This window comes from Nostoc sp. FACHB-888, from assembly GCF_014696655.1.
Lineage (GTDB): Bacteria > Cyanobacteriota > Cyanobacteriia > Cyanobacteriales > Nostocaceae > Nostoc.
The window spans coordinates 183,373-199,705 of record NZ_JACJQM010000004.1; the positions used below are offsets into that span (position 1 = coordinate 183,373).

13 protein-coding genes are annotated in these 16,333 nt (G+C 40.1%); 5 read left to right on the top strand and 8 right to left on the bottom strand.

Going from position 1 to position 16,333, the window contains the following annotated elements:
• Positions 1 to 107: 107 nt before the first annotated feature.
• Both H6G26_RS04595 and modA read left to right on the top strand, forming a co-directional pair.
• Positions 108 to 1,727, top strand: coding sequence for a cyclic peptide export ABC transporter (locus H6G26_RS04595; RefSeq protein WP_190728129.1), 1,620 nt, complete (start codon positions 108 to 110; stop codon positions 1,725 to 1,727).
• A gap of 241 nt (positions 1,728 to 1,968) precedes the next feature.
• On the top strand, positions 1,969 to 2,763 hold the full coding sequence (gene modA, locus H6G26_RS04600) for a molybdate ABC transporter substrate-binding protein (RefSeq protein WP_190728130.1): 795 nt from the start codon (positions 1,969 to 1,971) through the stop codon (positions 2,761 to 2,763).
• Between the two features lie 62 nt (positions 2,764 to 2,825).
• On the opposite strand, the gene H6G26_RS04605 is transcribed toward modA, so the two are convergent.
• From H6G26_RS04605 to H6G26_RS04615, 3 genes are all read right to left on the bottom strand, one after another.
• Entirely contained in the window at positions 2,826 to 3,383 is a 558-nt protein-coding gene (locus H6G26_RS04605; protein WP_190728153.1) for a peroxiredoxin, read from the bottom strand.
• A 57-nt stretch (positions 3,384 to 3,440) separates the two neighbouring features.
• Positions 3,441 to 3,683, bottom strand: a complete 243-nt coding sequence (gene sipA / locus H6G26_RS04610; RefSeq protein WP_190728131.1) for a regulatory protein SipA — start codon at positions 3,681 to 3,683, stop codon at positions 3,441 to 3,443.
• A 173-nt stretch (positions 3,684 to 3,856) separates the two neighbouring features.
• Positions 3,857 to 4,354, bottom strand: a complete 498-nt coding sequence (locus tag H6G26_RS04615) for a Spy/CpxP family protein refolding chaperone (RefSeq protein ID WP_190728154.1) — start codon at positions 4,352 to 4,354, stop codon at positions 3,857 to 3,859.
• Positions 4,355 to 4,725: 371 nt separating this feature from the next.
• Between H6G26_RS04615 and H6G26_RS04620 the strand changes: the two genes are divergently transcribed.
• From H6G26_RS04620 to H6G26_RS04630, 3 genes are all read left to right on the top strand, one after another.
• Entirely contained in the window at positions 4,726 to 5,991 is a 1,266-nt protein-coding gene (locus tag H6G26_RS04620; RefSeq protein WP_190728132.1) for a sensor histidine kinase, read from the top strand.
• Positions 5,991 to 6,653 carry a response regulator transcription factor gene (locus H6G26_RS04625; protein ID WP_190728133.1) on the top strand — a complete coding sequence of 221 codons (663 nt, stop codon included), beginning with the start codon at positions 5,991 to 5,993 and terminating at the stop codon, positions 6,651 to 6,653. Before H6G26_RS04620 ends, H6G26_RS04625 begins: the two co-directional genes overlap by 1 nt.
• 409 nt (positions 6,654 to 7,062) lie before the next feature.
• Complete coding sequence (locus tag H6G26_RS04630; RefSeq protein WP_109008463.1) at positions 7,063 to 7,242, top strand: high light inducible protein; 180 nt, start codon at positions 7,063 to 7,065, stop codon at positions 7,240 to 7,242.
• A gap of 86 nt (positions 7,243 to 7,328) precedes the next feature.
• Here the strand turns inward: H6G26_RS04630 and H6G26_RS04635 are convergent, their stop codons facing one another.
• The 5 genes from H6G26_RS04635 to H6G26_RS04655 all read right to left on the bottom strand — a co-directional run bounded on the left by H6G26_RS04635 (position 7,329) and on the right by H6G26_RS04655 (position 15,512).
• Entirely contained in the window at positions 7,329 to 8,420 is a 1,092-nt protein-coding gene (locus H6G26_RS04635; protein WP_190728134.1) for a hypothetical protein, read from the bottom strand.
• A 136-nt stretch (positions 8,421 to 8,556) separates the two neighbouring features.
• Complete coding sequence (locus H6G26_RS04640) at positions 8,557 to 11,532, bottom strand: molecular chaperone (RefSeq protein ID WP_242053582.1); 2,976 nt, start codon at positions 11,530 to 11,532, stop codon at positions 8,557 to 8,559.
• A 218-nt stretch (positions 11,533 to 11,750) separates the two neighbouring features.
• Positions 11,751 to 12,026, bottom strand: coding sequence for an Rpn family recombination-promoting nuclease/putative transposase (locus tag H6G26_RS04645; protein WP_190728135.1), 276 nt, complete (start codon positions 12,024 to 12,026; stop codon positions 11,751 to 11,753).
• A 56-nt stretch (positions 12,027 to 12,082) separates the two neighbouring features.
• Positions 12,083 to 12,919, bottom strand: a complete 837-nt coding sequence (locus H6G26_RS04650) for an Rpn family recombination-promoting nuclease/putative transposase (protein ID WP_190728155.1) — start codon at positions 12,917 to 12,919, stop codon at positions 12,083 to 12,085.
• A gap of 52 nt (positions 12,920 to 12,971) precedes the next feature.
• On the bottom strand, positions 12,972 to 15,512 hold the full coding sequence (locus tag H6G26_RS04655; RefSeq protein ID WP_190728136.1) for a proteasome protein: 2,541 nt from the start codon (positions 15,510 to 15,512) through the stop codon (positions 12,972 to 12,974).
• Between the last annotated feature and the right edge of the window lie 821 nt (positions 15,513 to 16,333).

Below are 16,333 nucleotides of genomic sequence, written 5' to 3' on the forward strand. Positions count from 1 at the left end.
TTTTGTTAGTAGAAAATACTTACTAAATGTATGTTCTCTGTGAAAATATTATTATCTAAACTACTCCCACACTCTTTAGAACCCATTAAATTTGTTTGCTCGCAATTATGAACCTGATCTATTTTCTTTTGCGTTCTTCGTGGGGGATGGTAGCGATCGCGATCGCTACTGGATTCCTGAGTGGCGGTAGTAGTGCTGGCTTGATTGCCTTAATTAGTCGTGCTGCAAGTAGTAGTAGTGTTTCACGGCTCACGTCCATAACTTGGGGTTTTGCGGGGCTGGCTATAGTTGCACTGATTACCAGTATCATTTCCCAAGTGATGCTGATCCGCCTTTCTCAGAATGCAGTTTTGCAATTACGGATGCGTTTAAGCCGCCAAATTCTTGCTTCTGAGTTAAGCCATCTGGAACGCTTGGGGAATCCTCGATTATTGGCAACTTTAACAGAAGATATTCAGGCGGTTGCTAATGCTGTTTATCAAATGCCTTTCATTTTTATTAATCTAGCGATCGTCCTGGGTTGTATAGCCTACATAACTTGGCTTTCTTGGTTAGTGCTGCTGATGGTTTGTGTAATTTCAGTAGTAGCGATCAGTAGTTGCCAGTGGTTATTAAATAGAGGTGGGAAATTGCTGGCCCTAGCTCGTGAAGATGAAGATCAGCTATTTAAACATTTTCGCACCATTACCGAAGGAGTTAAGGAACTCAAACTAAATTACAAGCGACGGCAAGATTTTTTAGAATCAAAACTGCAATCAACTGCTAACGAATTCCGTCATCACAATGTTAATGGCCTAACCCTTTTTGCTACAACTTCAAGCTGGGGTCAACTCGTATTCTTTTTTGCTATTGGGTTTGTAATATTTGCGCTACCGAATCTGCTTACCATTAACGCTGAAACTCTCTCTGGCTACATTTTGACTTTTACTTACTTGGTGTTACCAATGGATAACATCATCAGTAAACTTCCCCTATTAAGTAAAGCCAGCATTGCCTTGCAAAAAATCGAGTCGCTGGGTTTATCTCTAGCTAGTCGAACTGAAATATCGACTGTTCCACCTGTCCTTAAATCTAACTGGCACAGCTTAAGGTTTAACAGTGTTGCCCACACTTATTATACAGATCAAGAAGACAATAGCTTTATCTTTGGCCCCATAAACCTGACATTGTATCCTCAAGAATTAGTCTTTATTGTCGGCGGGAATGGTAGTGGTAAATCTACATTAGCTAAACTAATTACTGGACTTTACATCCCAGAACACGGCGAAATTTGGTTTGACAACGAGTTAATTAACGAACAAAATCGAGAATGGTATCGCCAGCATTTTTCCGTAGTATTTTCCGATTTTTATTTATTTGAAGAACTTTTAGGATTCAAAAATTCTGACTTGGATAGTCAAGCTACAAAATATTTAAAACAACTGCAACTAGACCATAAAGTTAAAGTTGAAAATGGGCAACTTTCCACCACAGCACTTTCTCAGGGACAACGGAAACGGCTGGCTTTGCTCACAGCGTATTTAGAAGATCGACCAATTTATCTATTCGATGAGTGGGCAGCTGATCAAGATCCAGTATTCAAAGAAATATTTTATACGCAGTTACTACCAGAACTGCGATCGCGGGGCAAAACAGTTCTGGTGATTAGCCACGATGATCGCTATTTTCATTTAGCAAACCGAATTATCAAACTTGACTATGGACAAATAGAGTACGACAAGACTTGAAGAGGACAGGGGGAAAGAATTTATCCCCATCTCAATCCAAGCCACGTTATGATATTTTGATCTTTTTTTTGAGCGAATAGGGAAGCGATCGCTAAATTAAGGGACTTCCAAAAAACTGATGCAATAAACCTTGTTCTTTTTTAAGCAGAATTTTACCTATAAAGTTGGTTAAATGTTGGTATTGCTGGTACGATTCTACCTAGCATCAATTTTCGGAAAAAACCTATATTGCACCTTTTCTATGAAAAGAAGACAAATTCTTGGCTTCCTGGGTATAGCAGTTGCAGGCTTGCTCCTAGCAATTGGTTTACCATTGGTTACTCCTTCTGCTGTAATAGGACAGTCAAACACCACCTTACTCGTGTCCGCAGCCGCCAGCTTAAAAGATGCACTAGAAGAAATTAAGCCTTTGTACCAACAAAGTAAATCAAGTACCAAAATTAATTATAACTTTGGCGCTTCTGGAGCCTTGCAGCAACAGATTGAGCAAGGTGCGCCAGCCGATATCTTTATTTCTGCTGCCAAAAAGCAAGTGGATGCCTTAGAAGAAAAAGGATTGCTGCTACCAGGTAGCCGTACTAACCTGGCAAATAACAGTCTAGTCTTGATTGTGGCTCAGGATGTTGTTGGCATCAGTAGCTTCTACAATTTAACAGATAGCAAGATTAAAAAAATTGCGATCGGTGAACCCAGGAGTGTGCCCGCAGGCCAATATGGAGAACAAGTCTTAAAAAATTTGAAACTTTATGATCAAGTCAAGTCCAAATTGGTCTTTGCTAACAATGTGCGTCAAGTTTTGGCAGCAGTAGAAAGCGGTAATGCCCAAGCGGGTATAGTTTATGCAACTGATGCGAAAATCTCCAACAAGGTAAAAGTTGTAATCACTGCTGAAAAGAAGTTTCACTCACCGATTATCTATCCAGTGGCAGTAATTAAAGGCAGTAAAAATATTTCCGCAGCCAAAGAATTTGTCCAGTTTTTATCTGACAGTCAAGCTAAGACTGTACTCAGAAAATATGGATTTATTGTGCCTTGAAGATGAATGCAGATAACAAGGGGAAGAAGGCAGGGCCTGCCCCTTATCTGCTTAATTGGGGTTTAAGAAGCTGTGGACTGTAACTTTTCTAGTCGTGCCAGCACTTCTGAACTATGAATGTTTGGGTTAACCTTCACAAAAGTCTCGCGCAAGACACCCTGAGGATCGATGATAAAACTGTGACGCATTGATAAAGAGCCGAGCCACGAACCGTAAGCTTTACTCACTGAACCATCAGTGTCAGCCAACAGTGGGAATTTTAGCCCCTCTGAATCACAAAATTCGGCGTGAGAATCAATATCATCAGCACTTACGCCAATAATTTGGGCATTTTTTTCGAGGTATTGGGGTAAGTCTTGCTGAAAGCGGCGAGCCTCTATAGTACAACCAGAGGTAAAGTCTTTTGGATAAAAGTAGAGGACTAGCCACTTACCCCGCAAGTCAGAGAGGGAAATTTTACCATCACCTGTATTGGTTGGCAAAGTAAACTCTGGTGCGAGTTGATTAATTACAGGAAGTTTACCACCAAGAGCATCAGCAGCAGGGGTAAAATTCAGCCAGCTGATGAGAGAAATGCAGCTGGCAAATAATATGCTTAAAAAAGTGCGGCGGGAAATCATGGTGCAAACCAGAATTACAACTTTACACAAGTTTACAATTCTTAGTTGCTGCTAATCTCACTCTGACTGAGATTCGGATGGAGTATCTGTGCTTTCGATGTATTGGCTATCTAAGAGAAAAGCTCCCCTAGTAAAGCGAATACCCCAATATCCACCGGGACGGCGGTCAATAACTATACCCTCTTCGCCAATGTGAATTACATCGGGGGGGCGCAGCATGGGCATAGGTTCAGCAGTTTTGACGTAGGGTGGTAGTGCCACAAGCCGGACTTTACTACCAATTGCGAATTCTTTAGACATTTTAATCAAGCTAGGAGTTTTGATTAACTCATAACTCATAACTATCTTGAAAGTCTACTAAATGGAGCATGGGAATAAATAGGGAAAGGGAAAGGGGAAAAACTTCATCCCCTTTCCGCATCTTCTGCAAGAAGTCTATAAATTTTTAATTATGGAAAACTTTTGAAAAATTATTATTGGGGATTGCCTTGTTGACGGCGCAAAGGAGCATTTTGGCGATATTGCTCGAATTTTTGTCGCTGTTCGGGGGTCAAGACTGCTTGAATCTGTTGTTTCTCAGACTCCCGGATTTGTCGGATTTGGGTTTTTTGTGCTTCACTCAGATTTAAGTCAGCATAACCACCCTTTCCTCGACGTTGGCCTGGTTGCCGTTGACCTTGGCCAGCTTGCCGTTGAGCCTGACGTGCTTGTTTCGCTGCCTCTAACTTGGCCTTTTGTTCTGGGGTGAAAACTGCCTCCATTTTGGTGCGGCTATCGCGGCGAATTGCCTGAATTTGGTTTTTTTGAGCATCTGTTAGACCCAAGTCTTTCCACATACCCCTTCCTTTTTGTGGAGTTTGTGCAAGTAACACAGGTGAAGGAGAGGCTGTTTGGGCGTTAACAGCAAAGGAGGTTGCAGTTAAGGTAAAGGCGATTGCTCCAGCGACTAGCGATAATGCTTTGAGTTTCATTCTTTGTCTGGTGGGTTCTTCCTGGTTCGATGCCACTATCATAAGAACTTCTCTTGAGTAGTTACATGAGGAGAAAGTCATGGTTCTACCCATGACTTTAGTCATGATTGAATTTTGATAAAGATGATTGACAATAAATAGTTAGGAGTTAAAAGTTAAAAGTTAGAAGGTAGGAGTTAGGAATAAGAAGTTTTTTGATTATAGCTAATTTATAAATCCTTGTTTAACCTATTACATAATGTTTTTATATCCTGCATTTACTCTTGATTCTTTACTCAGCAAAAATTTGAGATAGCGGAAGCTGCCATTTCAATTTTTAAAACTCCTAAACCTTAACTATTAACTCATTTACAACTGGAGCGAAGCGGCTGATGAGTCGTCCAATTCAAATTAAGAAACATCCTTTTCCGTCTCTACTTTATCTGGAGTGGATACTACTGTCGATCACTGCTTTGATAGCAGTTATACCACCCCCGTTACGGCGATTTCGCCCAAAATTTCCAGAACTAACAATTTGTGGTTTATTTCCAGACTTATCAATTTGTAATTTATTGCCAGAACTGTCAATTTATAGTCTGATTGTTTTTGCACTAATGGGCTTAAAATTACCCACTAGTAGTAATAGGAATAAAATAATATATACAATTTTTGGAATATTATTAATTTTAATTACTGGACTTTTTGGTGAAAGATTCGCCCGCTTATTCCCTTTCCTTTACATAATTTTAGTTACTCGAAGTTGCCTAATATTTAAATTGCCTGGGCGTTTATTCGTTACTAGTTTATCATTTGCATTATTTCTCTTTACTACACAACTCAAATACCAGATGTTCAATTTTCAAGCGTCTCCACAGGCACAAGAGCGTTTTCGATTTCTTAGCTTGAATTGGTCGTTGGTATTTGGCTTAAGTTTAGTTTTTGTGTTGTTGATGATGAATGCAGTATTATCTGAACGGCACAGTCGAGAAAAGCTAGCGATCGCTAATGAAAAACTCCGTCAATATGCCACGCAAATTGAAAATCAAGCTACCTTAGAAGAACGCAACCGCATTGCTCGTGAAATTCATGATTCATTAGGACATTCTCTAACTGCTTTAAATCTACAATTAGAAACTGCTCTAAAATTGTGGCAATCTAACCCAGGTAAAGCTGAAACATTTCTAGCAACAGCAAAGGAATTAGGTTCTAAAGCGCTAAATGATGTCCGTCAGTCTGTTTCTACTATGCGTTCTAATCCTTTACAAGAGCAATCTTTAGAACGTGCGATCGCTAGTCTTGCAGAAAGTTTTCATCGCTCAAATGGCATTTTACCAATTTATCAAATCAACCTGGAATATCCTCTACCACCTGAAATAAACACAGCTATTTACCGGATTACTCAAGAATCTTTGACAAATATATCTAAATATGCTTATGCAACAGAGGTTAAATTAGAACTCGCTACGGCTAGAGGCAATTTGCGATTGATAATTCAAGATAATGGTAAAGGCTTTGATTTAGGGCAGAATACTACTGGTTTTGGACTTCATAGTATGCGCGATCGCACTTTAGCACTTGGAGGCGAGTTTAATATTAATAGCGCTCCTGGTTCTGGTTGCAAAATTACAGTTAATATTCCCTTAACGAGGTTGACATAATGATTAAAGTGCTGCTGGTAGATGATCAAGGTTTAATTCGTCAAGGATTAAGAGTGTTATTAGAATTAGAACCAGATTTAGAGATAGTGGGAGAAGCAGAAAACGGTGAACAGGCAATTAATTTAGTTACTGAATTTCAGCCAGATGTAGTATTGCTAGATATTAGAATGCCTATCATGGATGGAGTTGCAGCTACGCGAGAAATTCAAAAGCGTTTTGCCAAAACTAAAATTTTAGTACTGACGACTTTTGATGATGATGAATATGTATCCGCAGCACTGCAAAATGGGGCAATGGGTTATTTATTGAAAGATACACCTTCAGAAGAATTAGCTGTTGCTATTCGTGCCGTTTATAAAGGATATACTCAATTAGGCCCAGGTATAGTGAAAAAACTATTAACTCAGTTTTCTAATGGTACACCAACCCAGTCACCACCTGTACCGTCTAGTTTAGCTGAACTCACTCCTAGAGAAAAAGAGGTTTTGCGGTTAATAGCTACAGGCGCTAGTAATCGAGAAATTGCTCAGGAACTCTACATTTCTGAGGGAACGGTAAAAAATCATGTTACGAATATTTTAAATCGGTTAAATTTGCGCGATCGCACTCAAGCTGCAATTTGGGCAAATACCTATTTATCCTATTTGAATGAGCAAAATTAAACCAATTCGCAATTCGCAATTTGCAATTCGCAATTTGCAATTCGCAATTACATTTTGTAACAGAGATTTAACCCCGACACAAAACCTGCTGCCTGTAGAGGCAGGGGAATTAAAGCCCCAAACTTTGTTAAATAACTTAAGATTTAAAATTGCAACTATTATCTATATTCGGTAAGTCCTGCTTAAGATGGTGCTGATTGTTTTGAAGCTTTGTTTTTGCCAACACCAATAAAACGTAGATTGTTTAAAGTGTTTTTCCATGTCTAAACATAAAAAAAATAATATTACGTATACATAATATGCATTATTGAATTTTGCCTTGATTTGATGTTGCATTTTCATAAAAACCTGTTACATTACTTTACAGGCAGTTATAACTGTTACAACATAAAAGCTCGGAGTATTATTTATGGCAGACGTTAAGAAGACCACGGCTTCGGTTCCAGAAGATCCTAATGCTTTGCGCTGGGGCTTCACTCCTCAGAGCGAAAATTGGAACGGTCGTTTTGCAATGATTGGTTTTTTATCTGCCGTTGCACTTGAAGTGTTTTCTGGTCAAGGGATTTTACACTTCTGGGGCATTTTATAGATTTAAACGTTTTTACCTTCATTTAGATAATTAGGCAAGGCAGCGATTAGCAAGATCGTCTGCCTTTCCTTTGACAGAAAATTCTCTTACCGTGACGAGCGAAATATTACACGACCGGGAGATTCTTCCTGATTAATTCGCGCATATACTCGAAGACAAGTTAATACTTCACCAGGAATACCACCACAGTCTAGTTGTAAGTCATCCTTGGATGAAGCACAAATATCTGCATAAAGTCCCGATAATTGGCGAATTCGTACTTCATTACCTGCATTAATAGCTTCGTCAGCAACTTTCTTCAAGATGCGCCGTGATTCATGTTGTAGCTTTCCCCACCAAGAATAGCGTTCAGTCGGTGGTACAAATACTAAGGAATGTATCGCTTCGTCCATGTCAATCCAAGCACGGAGAATTGACAGGGGATCAGTGTTTTTCTCAGCTTTTTGGGTGCGTTGGAAGCGATCGCTTAAAGCATCAATATATTGATCGCGCTGTTCTGGTTTGGAGTGTAAGGAAATGACATCAAAGCTAAAAACGCTCTTTAAAGCATGATGTAAATCTGGGTCTATTTCGATAAAATTCATATATAAAAATAGGAATGCTGCTGGTAAATCGGATACATTACCTTGGGCATTTTTAGAGGTTGAGAGTGCCTGTTGATACAAAGTCAATCCCTGAGTTTGAACAGTACCATTAAGGCCGGGGTAGATAATTTCGTCGCGGATAAAGGGAAGTTGATAGAGGTTAGAATTATCTGCGATCGCACCAACTTCTTGGGCTAAATCTAAGGTGCGCGATCGCCAAGTTGCAGCTAAATCTTCTGGTACTCGCAGCAATTTGCGTTGAATCTCATTCCACAAATCAGAGTCTGTTGTGCTTTGGAGTTGGGAATTACCTAGATAATAACTAAGTTCTGAGTCAGAATCGAAAGCTTCCCGGAGGTGATTTAGTTTTAAATCATCTGGCGCATCTTCCCAACTAGTATTTTGCTGTGGAGGTGAAGGTTGCAACAGGTTATGAAGTTCTTGCAGCACCTCATCGCATATTTTAGATCCTGGATCTAGTGGTAGTTCTGTGCGAGCCTGATTTAAAGCCGCCTTTAGTCCATACAAACTAAACCGCAGTAACTGGGCTAACTCCGAGTTTTCTATCTCTAATAATTGACGCAAGTGCTGCATGAATCTCACCTCCAAATATTTTTATAGCGAATTAAACTTGGCAAACCTCTGCGCCCCTTAGCATTTACTCCGCGCCCCTCTGCGTTTAAAAATCTTAATTTTTTTCAACGCAGAGGAACGCAGAGATTTAATACAATTAATGTATGCCGCAAAATGGATCGCGTTCTTTATCAACTTCGTTGGGCTGCAATTCTAATTCAGCAAGATAAACGCATCCCTCTTCTTTGAGGCATTCCTGATTATTTGATGTCCAGTAGGGGATTTCACCGGCGTGCATCCGCAAAATGCCTTGAGCATCGAGAGTTACACGATATTGGCAAGGGTAATCTGTTGTCACATCTGGTTTGCTGAGTGCGCCAATTCTTATCCATTTTTTGCTATTGCTTTCGGCATCTGTTTGATAAATATAAAAAGTGTGTTGTCCAGTTTGCGGGAAGGGAGGTAAGGGATTACTAATTAACCCAATTCCTGGTTCCGTCACGCCATCGCGCAGATAGTGAAATTTTTGGAATAATTTACTACCATCATTTCCTACTTCAAATACAAGATGATAGGCATCTGGTTGATCAACAGTTGCGGACTCAAGAACATTGACGGCAATATCACCATCATTTAAATCTTTATTGAAGCGTTCCACAGCAATATTCCAGTTCAATTTGCCATCAGCAAATAGCGCTGAAGTTTCTGAAACTACTGATTCCAAATCAATGCCAGGAATGTCAATTAAATAATGCGGATTTCCCTGACAAAGCAATACACTAAATTCAAGGGTTTGGTCAATCTCAAACTGGACTTTAATTTTTTTCAAAAACTCTGCTTCTTGCATTCCTAGTTTATTCATGAGGTTTTTGCCGTCGAAGCTACCCCATAGTCGTAAATCTCCATCCTCGTAGTCTTGACGGTAAATAATATTAGTTAATTGGATTCCTTGCCATGCGGTACGAACTTTAGCGACAGTTTCCGAAGGTGCTAGTTGATATAGTTCTTGTCCAGCCTTGAATATGGTTAGTAAATCGTTACTTTGGGTTTTGCGTTTGAAGTTGCAGGGCAAATAATAAAACAGGTTTTTGACATCAATTTCTAGCTGGTTAGCTCCCTTACGCAGCAAGCTTTTGGACTCTTCTGGATCGAATCTTAATCTTCGTAGTTTCTCGGCGTAGCAAGCACCAGCAGAGGTGGCTAATTTGGTAAATTCCAGTACAAAGGTAATTCGTTCTGGATTCCACACAAAATATGGAGATTTACTAAATTCTTGATAGATTTGGCGCTGCACTATATCTAAATTACAAGTTTTTCCAGACAGAATTAACCAATCAACTTTTTGGGAATTCCAAGAATCTTTGGTGATATCATCGGGATGCAAGCGACTTTCCATCAAACCTTTAGCAATACCGATCGCTTCTTTAATTCCTGAAACGGCAGCTCGTTCAAATTGCTGGTTATCTAAGGTAATGCAGATGTTATTTGGATCTTTGACTTGCAATTTAATACCGCTTTGGGTGAGCAGTTCGGAAATTTCTTGCTCAGAAAGCGTGAAGGTTAGTAGAGAATTATCTGCTGGTGGCTTTTGCCCAAGTTTAAGTTTAGCTGCTTCTGCATGATCCCAGAGGATATAAAAGGATTGCAGGCGTTGGGGTGCTTGTTGCCAACGGGTGGGTAATACTTTCTCGGCAGTATCTAAGGCATCTTTGTAAGCAATATCGCCTTCTGGATTCTCTTTATCTAGATATTTTAAAAGACTGCCAGTTTTGAATTTGCCTTGTTCTAAAAAGCGCTCGTTTAACTCAGAGCTAATTAAATCTTCTAGCTTTTCGCTTTCAAGATCACCTATTGTAACTAATGTCAATAAAAAGTCTGCGATCGCAACTTTTAATAATCTATAAATTCGCAGTGTAATTAATTCACCACCTAACTGTAAATGGCCAGATGAACCTAATAGTTTGGGAGTAAGTTTATAGTAACGTCCTCCTAAACCTCGGTCTTCATAATCGGCAAAAGTAGGGGTTTTATCTTCTAAAGTCAGTTCAATTAAAGCTAAGTCTGTGGTTCCCCCGCCAATATCCAAGACAAGAACATTTTGCGACCATTTGTTTCCTGCTTGGCGACAACGAGTTTTGAATGACTCGATGCCAATGTTGAGATTACCACCAAATTCTCGCCATAAAAAGAATATTGCTACAGAAACAGCTTCATCATAAGCAGTTTGCACATCATCGATCCCCAACTGCTCAACCAGTTCCTTAACTTCCTTGCGAACAACTGGTGGGGCGACAGTAGGGTAGGTGACAACTGCTGTTAAAAAATCTCCTTCTGAAAACCTGCGTTGGGCGCGTTGGCGGTAATCTTCAGTTAACTCGATTAAATGCGCCCAAGCAGATTGGATCAGTTCGTTAGCGGTAATTAATTCTTCTTCACCATCCAAAATAACTGGAAACAAACGATCTTGACCAAAATAGCGTTTGGGTGAATGGTGAAATCTGCTGATAATTTCCTTTAAAGAACCGCTTGTACCTTGAGCGATCGCTTTTTTTCGGTTATCTCTAGCTTCCCTTCCCATTCGCAGTTTTAAATCGCTTAACTGCGAAATTTCCGACTCGCTGGGGATTTCCGTATCGCGGCGATCAATATCCAGCACAACTGGGATTAGATTTTGCGATTCTAGCGTAGGGACGCGGAACACCTCATGATAAATTTGGTAAAGTTTTTTGCTGACAGCACGGCGGAATCTCTCGCTGTTTCCTAAAGAAAGTTCAATTTGGCGAAGTGCTTCTAAAAATCGCTCTCTATTGTCACTTTCAAAAACTTCGCTCAATCGGCTGGGTTCTATCTCCAGGTTTCTGCTAATTTCTGCGATAAACTTTTCCCAATCATCAGCGCTGACATCAGGTAAAGCCACTGAAGCAGGAGAACTCAGCCATTGTGATAAGCGATCGCGCAACCGCATTTCTTGTTCTTTGGGTAGAATTTCTGCGATCGGTACTTCAATTGGATCGAAAAGTGTAACTGTGGAATTCGATGTACCAAAATCTAAAGCAAACCATCCTGGAAATCTCTTTTGTGGTTTCTCGCTTGGTTCTCGATCGCTATATTTGTTGAGTTGAAAAGGGTTCATTATAGTATCACTTTCTGTTGTTTGTTTTATAGCTGGCTAAAAACTGTAATGTTGTATCATAAAATTACAAATTTAGAGAATTTTTGGTCTTGTACCATTGATTCTCTTTAGCACTGGCTTTTTTATTTGGCGCAATATCTACGTTGGGCTACGCTTTTATATGAAAGGGCGTAGGCGTAACCCAAACTAGGCGATCGCTATGAAAATTGCAGCAGTTATTAAGTTGATGTTGAAGATTCTTGCTCAGTTGCAAGTCTTACTTGTTCGACTTGTTCGATAGTTAAATCAAGTAACCTTGCAATCTCTTCTATCGAAATACCATAAGCTAAACACCGAGGTATAAGTTCAAGTTTTGCTAGTTCTCGTCCTTGTTTTATTCCTTCTTGTACTCCTTTTTCTCGTATTTTTTCTAGTGCTTGTTTTAGCCCTTCTTGTCGTCCTTCTTCTTTAGCTTCTCGATAAACCCTAGTTTCTTGTAACTTAATTTCAAACATCGCCTCTACCTCTCCACTACTTAAGTTTGCAAATTTATAACCAGTAATTGTTGTGATTACTCAGATGCAAGCTTTACTTGTTCGATGCTTAAATTCAGTAATTTGGCAACCTCTTCCATCGACATACCAAGAGCTAAGAAGTGAGGTACAAGTTCAAGTTTTGCTTGTTCTCGTCCTCGTTGTAGTCCTACTTCTAGCCCTTGTTCTCGTCCTAGTTCCAATCCTTGTTCTAGTCCCTCTTGTTTCGCTTCTTGATAAACTCTAGTTTCTTCTAACTTAACTCCTAACATTGCCTCTACCTCTTCACGACTTAAGTTGGCAAATTTATAAACTGCAATCGTTGTGATTACATCTATTATCTCCTCCTTCGCTAAAACAGTTATCTGTTCTTGTTGCACCCGCTCAATTAAACGTTTCGCTTCTTGCACCATTTGAGTCTCTGAGGCAATAGTCAACTGCATCAAGCTGATACCTACTTTTTGCTCATCAGGACTACCTAACTCATCTAAATAAATCCGTTGTACTTGGGAACTGTTCAGTAACGATCTGTGAATAGTAGTGTTTTCCGGTTCCAAGCTGCGAGACTGTAAAATAATTACCCCGTACCAATCATCGTAAAGCGATGGGTTACGATACATATACAGCATGGATTCGGAGAAAAACCGATGGTACAGTAACTCATCTTTTTGGAATTGTACCTCAGCAAAAAAAATCATCTGAGATGTTGCATCAGGTGGAGGTAAAAATACCCCATCAATCCGAAATGTTGGTTCTTTAACTTCAACAGATTCAAAGCGATAGCTACTAGCTTCGGCTGGTGGCTGTTCTACTAACTCGAAAAACAATCCTGGTACACGCTTGAAAATTGCATAAAAAATCGCATCACGTCTCACAAATACATCCTCATAACCTAGCCGATCGCAATTAGTCACTTTCTGAGTTAGGTTATCTCAAATCATCTAAGTAAGAAACAGCAGCAAGTTCTGAAATAATCTGCAACCAAGTAGGAATTGCGATCTCAGATGGTAATTCTCCAGCCGCTAGATATCTTAGCAAAGTTTCTTTTTTTGAAAGGTTTTGCAAACTAGGAATGATTTGATCTAAAATGCCTTCTAGCTCAGAATTAATTTGCTGATTAACTTCGCTAACATATTGCACAAGGTGAAGACTAGCGCTAGCAGTGATTTCATCTCGCAACCGCACTACTAAAAGTTGATGATTACTCGATCTAGGTAAACCTTGGCTTTTCTCTGGTGCCCAGTCAAAGATTTGACCAACATTGTGTTTATCGTCTTTACGTGCTAAAGGAAAGATAATTTCGGGTGCAACGGTTTTGTCTTTACTAGTGATTTCGGAAATGATTGCTTCTTTCCATTCGTTAGGATCGCATCCTAGTAATAATTTGAAAAAGAGATCAGCATCTTCACAACCAAATTTTTCTTCGATTTCTTGTTCCATATCTGGATGGAAAAATGCCTGCAATTGTTCGCGTTCTGGGGCTACATAATTTGACAATTGATTCAACAAATCTACCACCGCTTGATGGATGCGATCGCGGGCAAAATCTTCTACTTCTTTAACGGTTTTCTCAAATACTGGATAAAAATCGTCACTCTTAGTTGGAAGGGAACTATTGACGCGATTTCCCCGATCAAATAATTTCCCGGCTGCACCTTTAGATTCTGCCAGAGCGATCGCTCCATTGTTGGCTTTGTTGAAGAGTAAAGTCCACTGGTTCCAATTCAGGATTCTAAAAGTGAGTTCGTCTTTTACTACATCGCTGACGACAACACCGCGCCGATCTCTGAGTGGTTCTTTCCCTAAATCTTTTTGGAAATTCCTGTAAATTTTATCCAAGCTTTCGATCACAAAGCGCAACTCGATAAATGCGGGACTGTCTCCTGTAGGGATACCTTGCTCGTGAATTTCATCTATGATGTCCTTCAAATGATCTTGTTGCTGACTCACCACATCAGCCGATCTCCGAGTATCTTCATACAGTTGCTTTAGACCATGAGTTCCTACGTGGGTTTGAATCAATTCCCGCAGCTTACTAAGTCCCCCATCTTGGCTAAAGTAACCTAGCTGTTTGCCCAAATAACTGCGAGTGTTAGATTCTAATAGTTGTTCACTTAATCGTTGCCATTTGTCTTGTAGCCGTTTAGACCGATCTAGGTAATCAGGATAGTCCAAGTTAGCCAAAAACTCTGTTGAACCTGCTTTGACTGTAGTAGAACGTTTTGCCAATTCAGCTAGTCCCAACAGTGGCGACAGTAAAACGATGCGGTCTTTTTGGGTTGTAAAGGCTTCTGCACCGTCAATGGTAGTTTGCAGAACTTTGAGTTTTTGGAAAACGGTTTCTTCTTGTAAATGCCTATCTTCAATGAGCTGATCAAGTTCTCTTTCGCCGCCTTCGCTGTCTAGGGGTAGTTGATCGAAGCGACCTACACCTACGAGAATTAAATCTTTCAGGTCTTGTCCCGGTCGCTGCTGCTGCATCATCGTAAAGATTTTATTGGCGCGATCGCTCCCTGGAGATTTACCATTTAGCAATACCAAAATTGTTTGTACTTCTGCCAATTCTCGCAGCGACAAAAAGGTATCCCTAGCCCCCGAATTAGCAGCCCCCAATCCCGGGAAGTCGATAAGAATAAATTTGGCTGCATTTGTAAAATCCCAAATTTCCCGTGAGATTTTCACATCAATATCCACGCGGCGGATCAGTGGGAAGCTGTTTTGTAATAACTTCGTTGGTAGCCTCTGGGGTGGACTCGGTAATCGGATATGCGCTGGAGGTAGATCCTCAAATTTCAGAGTTTGGATTGCCATTGGCTGTTCAACTAGCTGTAGCCCCTCGCGAGCGGTGATAGCATCAATCTGGTAGCGCCCACCACACATAACTTCCCCATAAGCTTGATAAGCCCGCAGGAATAATACCAACTCCCGGAGTAAATAACGTAGCTCTAAATTGTTACTACTATTCCATGCTTCTTCACACCAGCTAATAATATCTGTGCCAGAGTTGAGTTTCGATACTGGTATAGGAGGAAGCCCTGCTGCTGTCGTCCGTTTATGGGCTTCCCCCAGCATGAAGCGTAGACACTCATGCACTCCTTCATGAGAAAGATAATCTACAGTAAAATTACTTAATTGAGTAGTTGCAAATTCATCTTGTGGAATGATATGTATTGCGGTAACATTACCTGTAGTGGGGTTTTCGCTGACTGGTAAACCATCTGCATATCCAATTAGACTGCCTAGAAGTAAGGTTTTACCACTACTGAATTCTCCCATCACCCCAATTTTGACAGGTGAAGTTGCAAGGTCTACAGTTTTCTGGGCAGCTGACCGCAGACGAAGGAGACAGTCGTCAAGACTAGCTGGAACCCAATCTTCTTGTTTTGAAGGGTGCTGGGGCACAGAATCTATCTTTCGGAGGATGAATTCGCCGTACTCCTTAAAACGGCCCAGTTTATCTGGTTCCATAAAGTAGTTCCCGCCTAACATTAATTTCTGTGAGCTTTATAACATATAAAATGCAATTGCCAGCTATTGTTGCAACGTCTTGATATCACATTTAGTATTTCTCTCATTTAATTTGGGATCTTGGTGTGAGGCGTTTTGAACGGTCAAGACAATTTTGAAAAATCGGGTTTTGTTGAGAAAATTGAAGAGAAATTCAGAAGTCAGAATGGGCTAAACCATCGCTATCCGCTAACAGGAGCCAGAATAAATAAAGTGGGGTTTTATACCATAAGCTGGCTAGATAGTGCTTAGTAAAGATGTGGGTATTAAACCCTTTTATACCCCTTATTTTAAGAAGATGTCCGAAAAGTATTAGGTGAATATAATTCGCTATCATACAAGCAAAATCTGTCTATCGCGCTTGCGCTGCGCTTCGCGCACCACGCAAAAATCATGAAAAATCAAAAAATTCAAACCCACCTCCTTGGGTTCTGTCTGTATAAGGGAACTCCAAAAAATAAATTATCCCAATTTCTGGATTCAATACGACTGTTCCTCCCCCTGCTCCCTGCTCCCTGCTCCCCTGCTCTAAACGCGGTGGGATATTTTTTTAGTTGGAAGTCCTACTAGCCGCGACTCAGAGTCGGCAGTACTCTAATTAATGCTGAATTCTTCTTGATAAAAAATCAATATTTATTTGATATAAAATTTCTGATTATTGTGAATTTCTGATAAAGATGTAAGCGCCTCACCGTTAATAATATAGTTTCCGTGAAGCTAAATCAGGTTTTTAAACAATGCGATTACAGAGGTAATATGAATTTATAGCTAATTTTAAAAAG

Excerpts from the sequence above, each read along its gene's own strand:
- modA (WP_190728130.1), top strand. The coding sequence starts at position 1,969 with ATGAAAAGAAGACAAATTCTTGGCTTCCTGGGTATAGCAGTTGCAGGC.
- H6G26_RS04645 (WP_190728135.1), bottom strand. The coding sequence starts at position 12,026 with ATGTTTGAAATTAAGTTACAAGAAACTAGGGTTTATCGAGAAGCTAAA.
- H6G26_RS04640 (WP_242053582.1), bottom strand. The coding sequence starts at position 11,532 with ATGAACCCTTTTCAACTCAACAAATATAGCGATCGAGAACCAAGCGAG.
- H6G26_RS04635 (WP_190728134.1), bottom strand. The coding sequence starts at position 8,420 with ATGCAGCACTTGCGTCAATTATTAGAGATAGAAAACTCGGAGTTAGCC.
- H6G26_RS04595 (WP_190728129.1), top strand. The coding sequence starts at position 108 with ATGAACCTGATCTATTTTCTTTTGCGTTCTTCGTGGGGGATGGTAGCG.
- H6G26_RS04620 (WP_190728132.1), top strand. The coding sequence starts at position 4,726 with ATGAGTCGTCCAATTCAAATTAAGAAACATCCTTTTCCGTCTCTACTT.
- H6G26_RS04605 (WP_190728153.1), bottom strand. The coding sequence starts at position 3,383 with ATGATTTCCCGCCGCACTTTTTTAAGCATATTATTTGCCAGCTGCATT.
- H6G26_RS04655 (WP_190728136.1), bottom strand. The coding sequence starts at position 15,512 with ATGGAACCAGATAAACTGGGCCGTTTTAAGGAGTACGGCGAATTCATC.
- H6G26_RS04630 (WP_109008463.1), top strand. The coding sequence starts at position 7,063 with ATGGCAGACGTTAAGAAGACCACGGCTTCGGTTCCAGAAGATCCTAAT.
- H6G26_RS04625 (WP_190728133.1), top strand. The coding sequence starts at position 5,991 with ATGATTAAAGTGCTGCTGGTAGATGATCAAGGTTTAATTCGTCAAGGA.
- H6G26_RS04615 (WP_190728154.1), bottom strand. The coding sequence starts at position 4,354 with ATGAAACTCAAAGCATTATCGCTAGTCGCTGGAGCAATCGCCTTTACC.
- sipA (WP_190728131.1), bottom strand. The coding sequence starts at position 3,683 with ATGTCTAAAGAATTCGCAATTGGTAGTAAAGTCCGGCTTGTGGCACTA.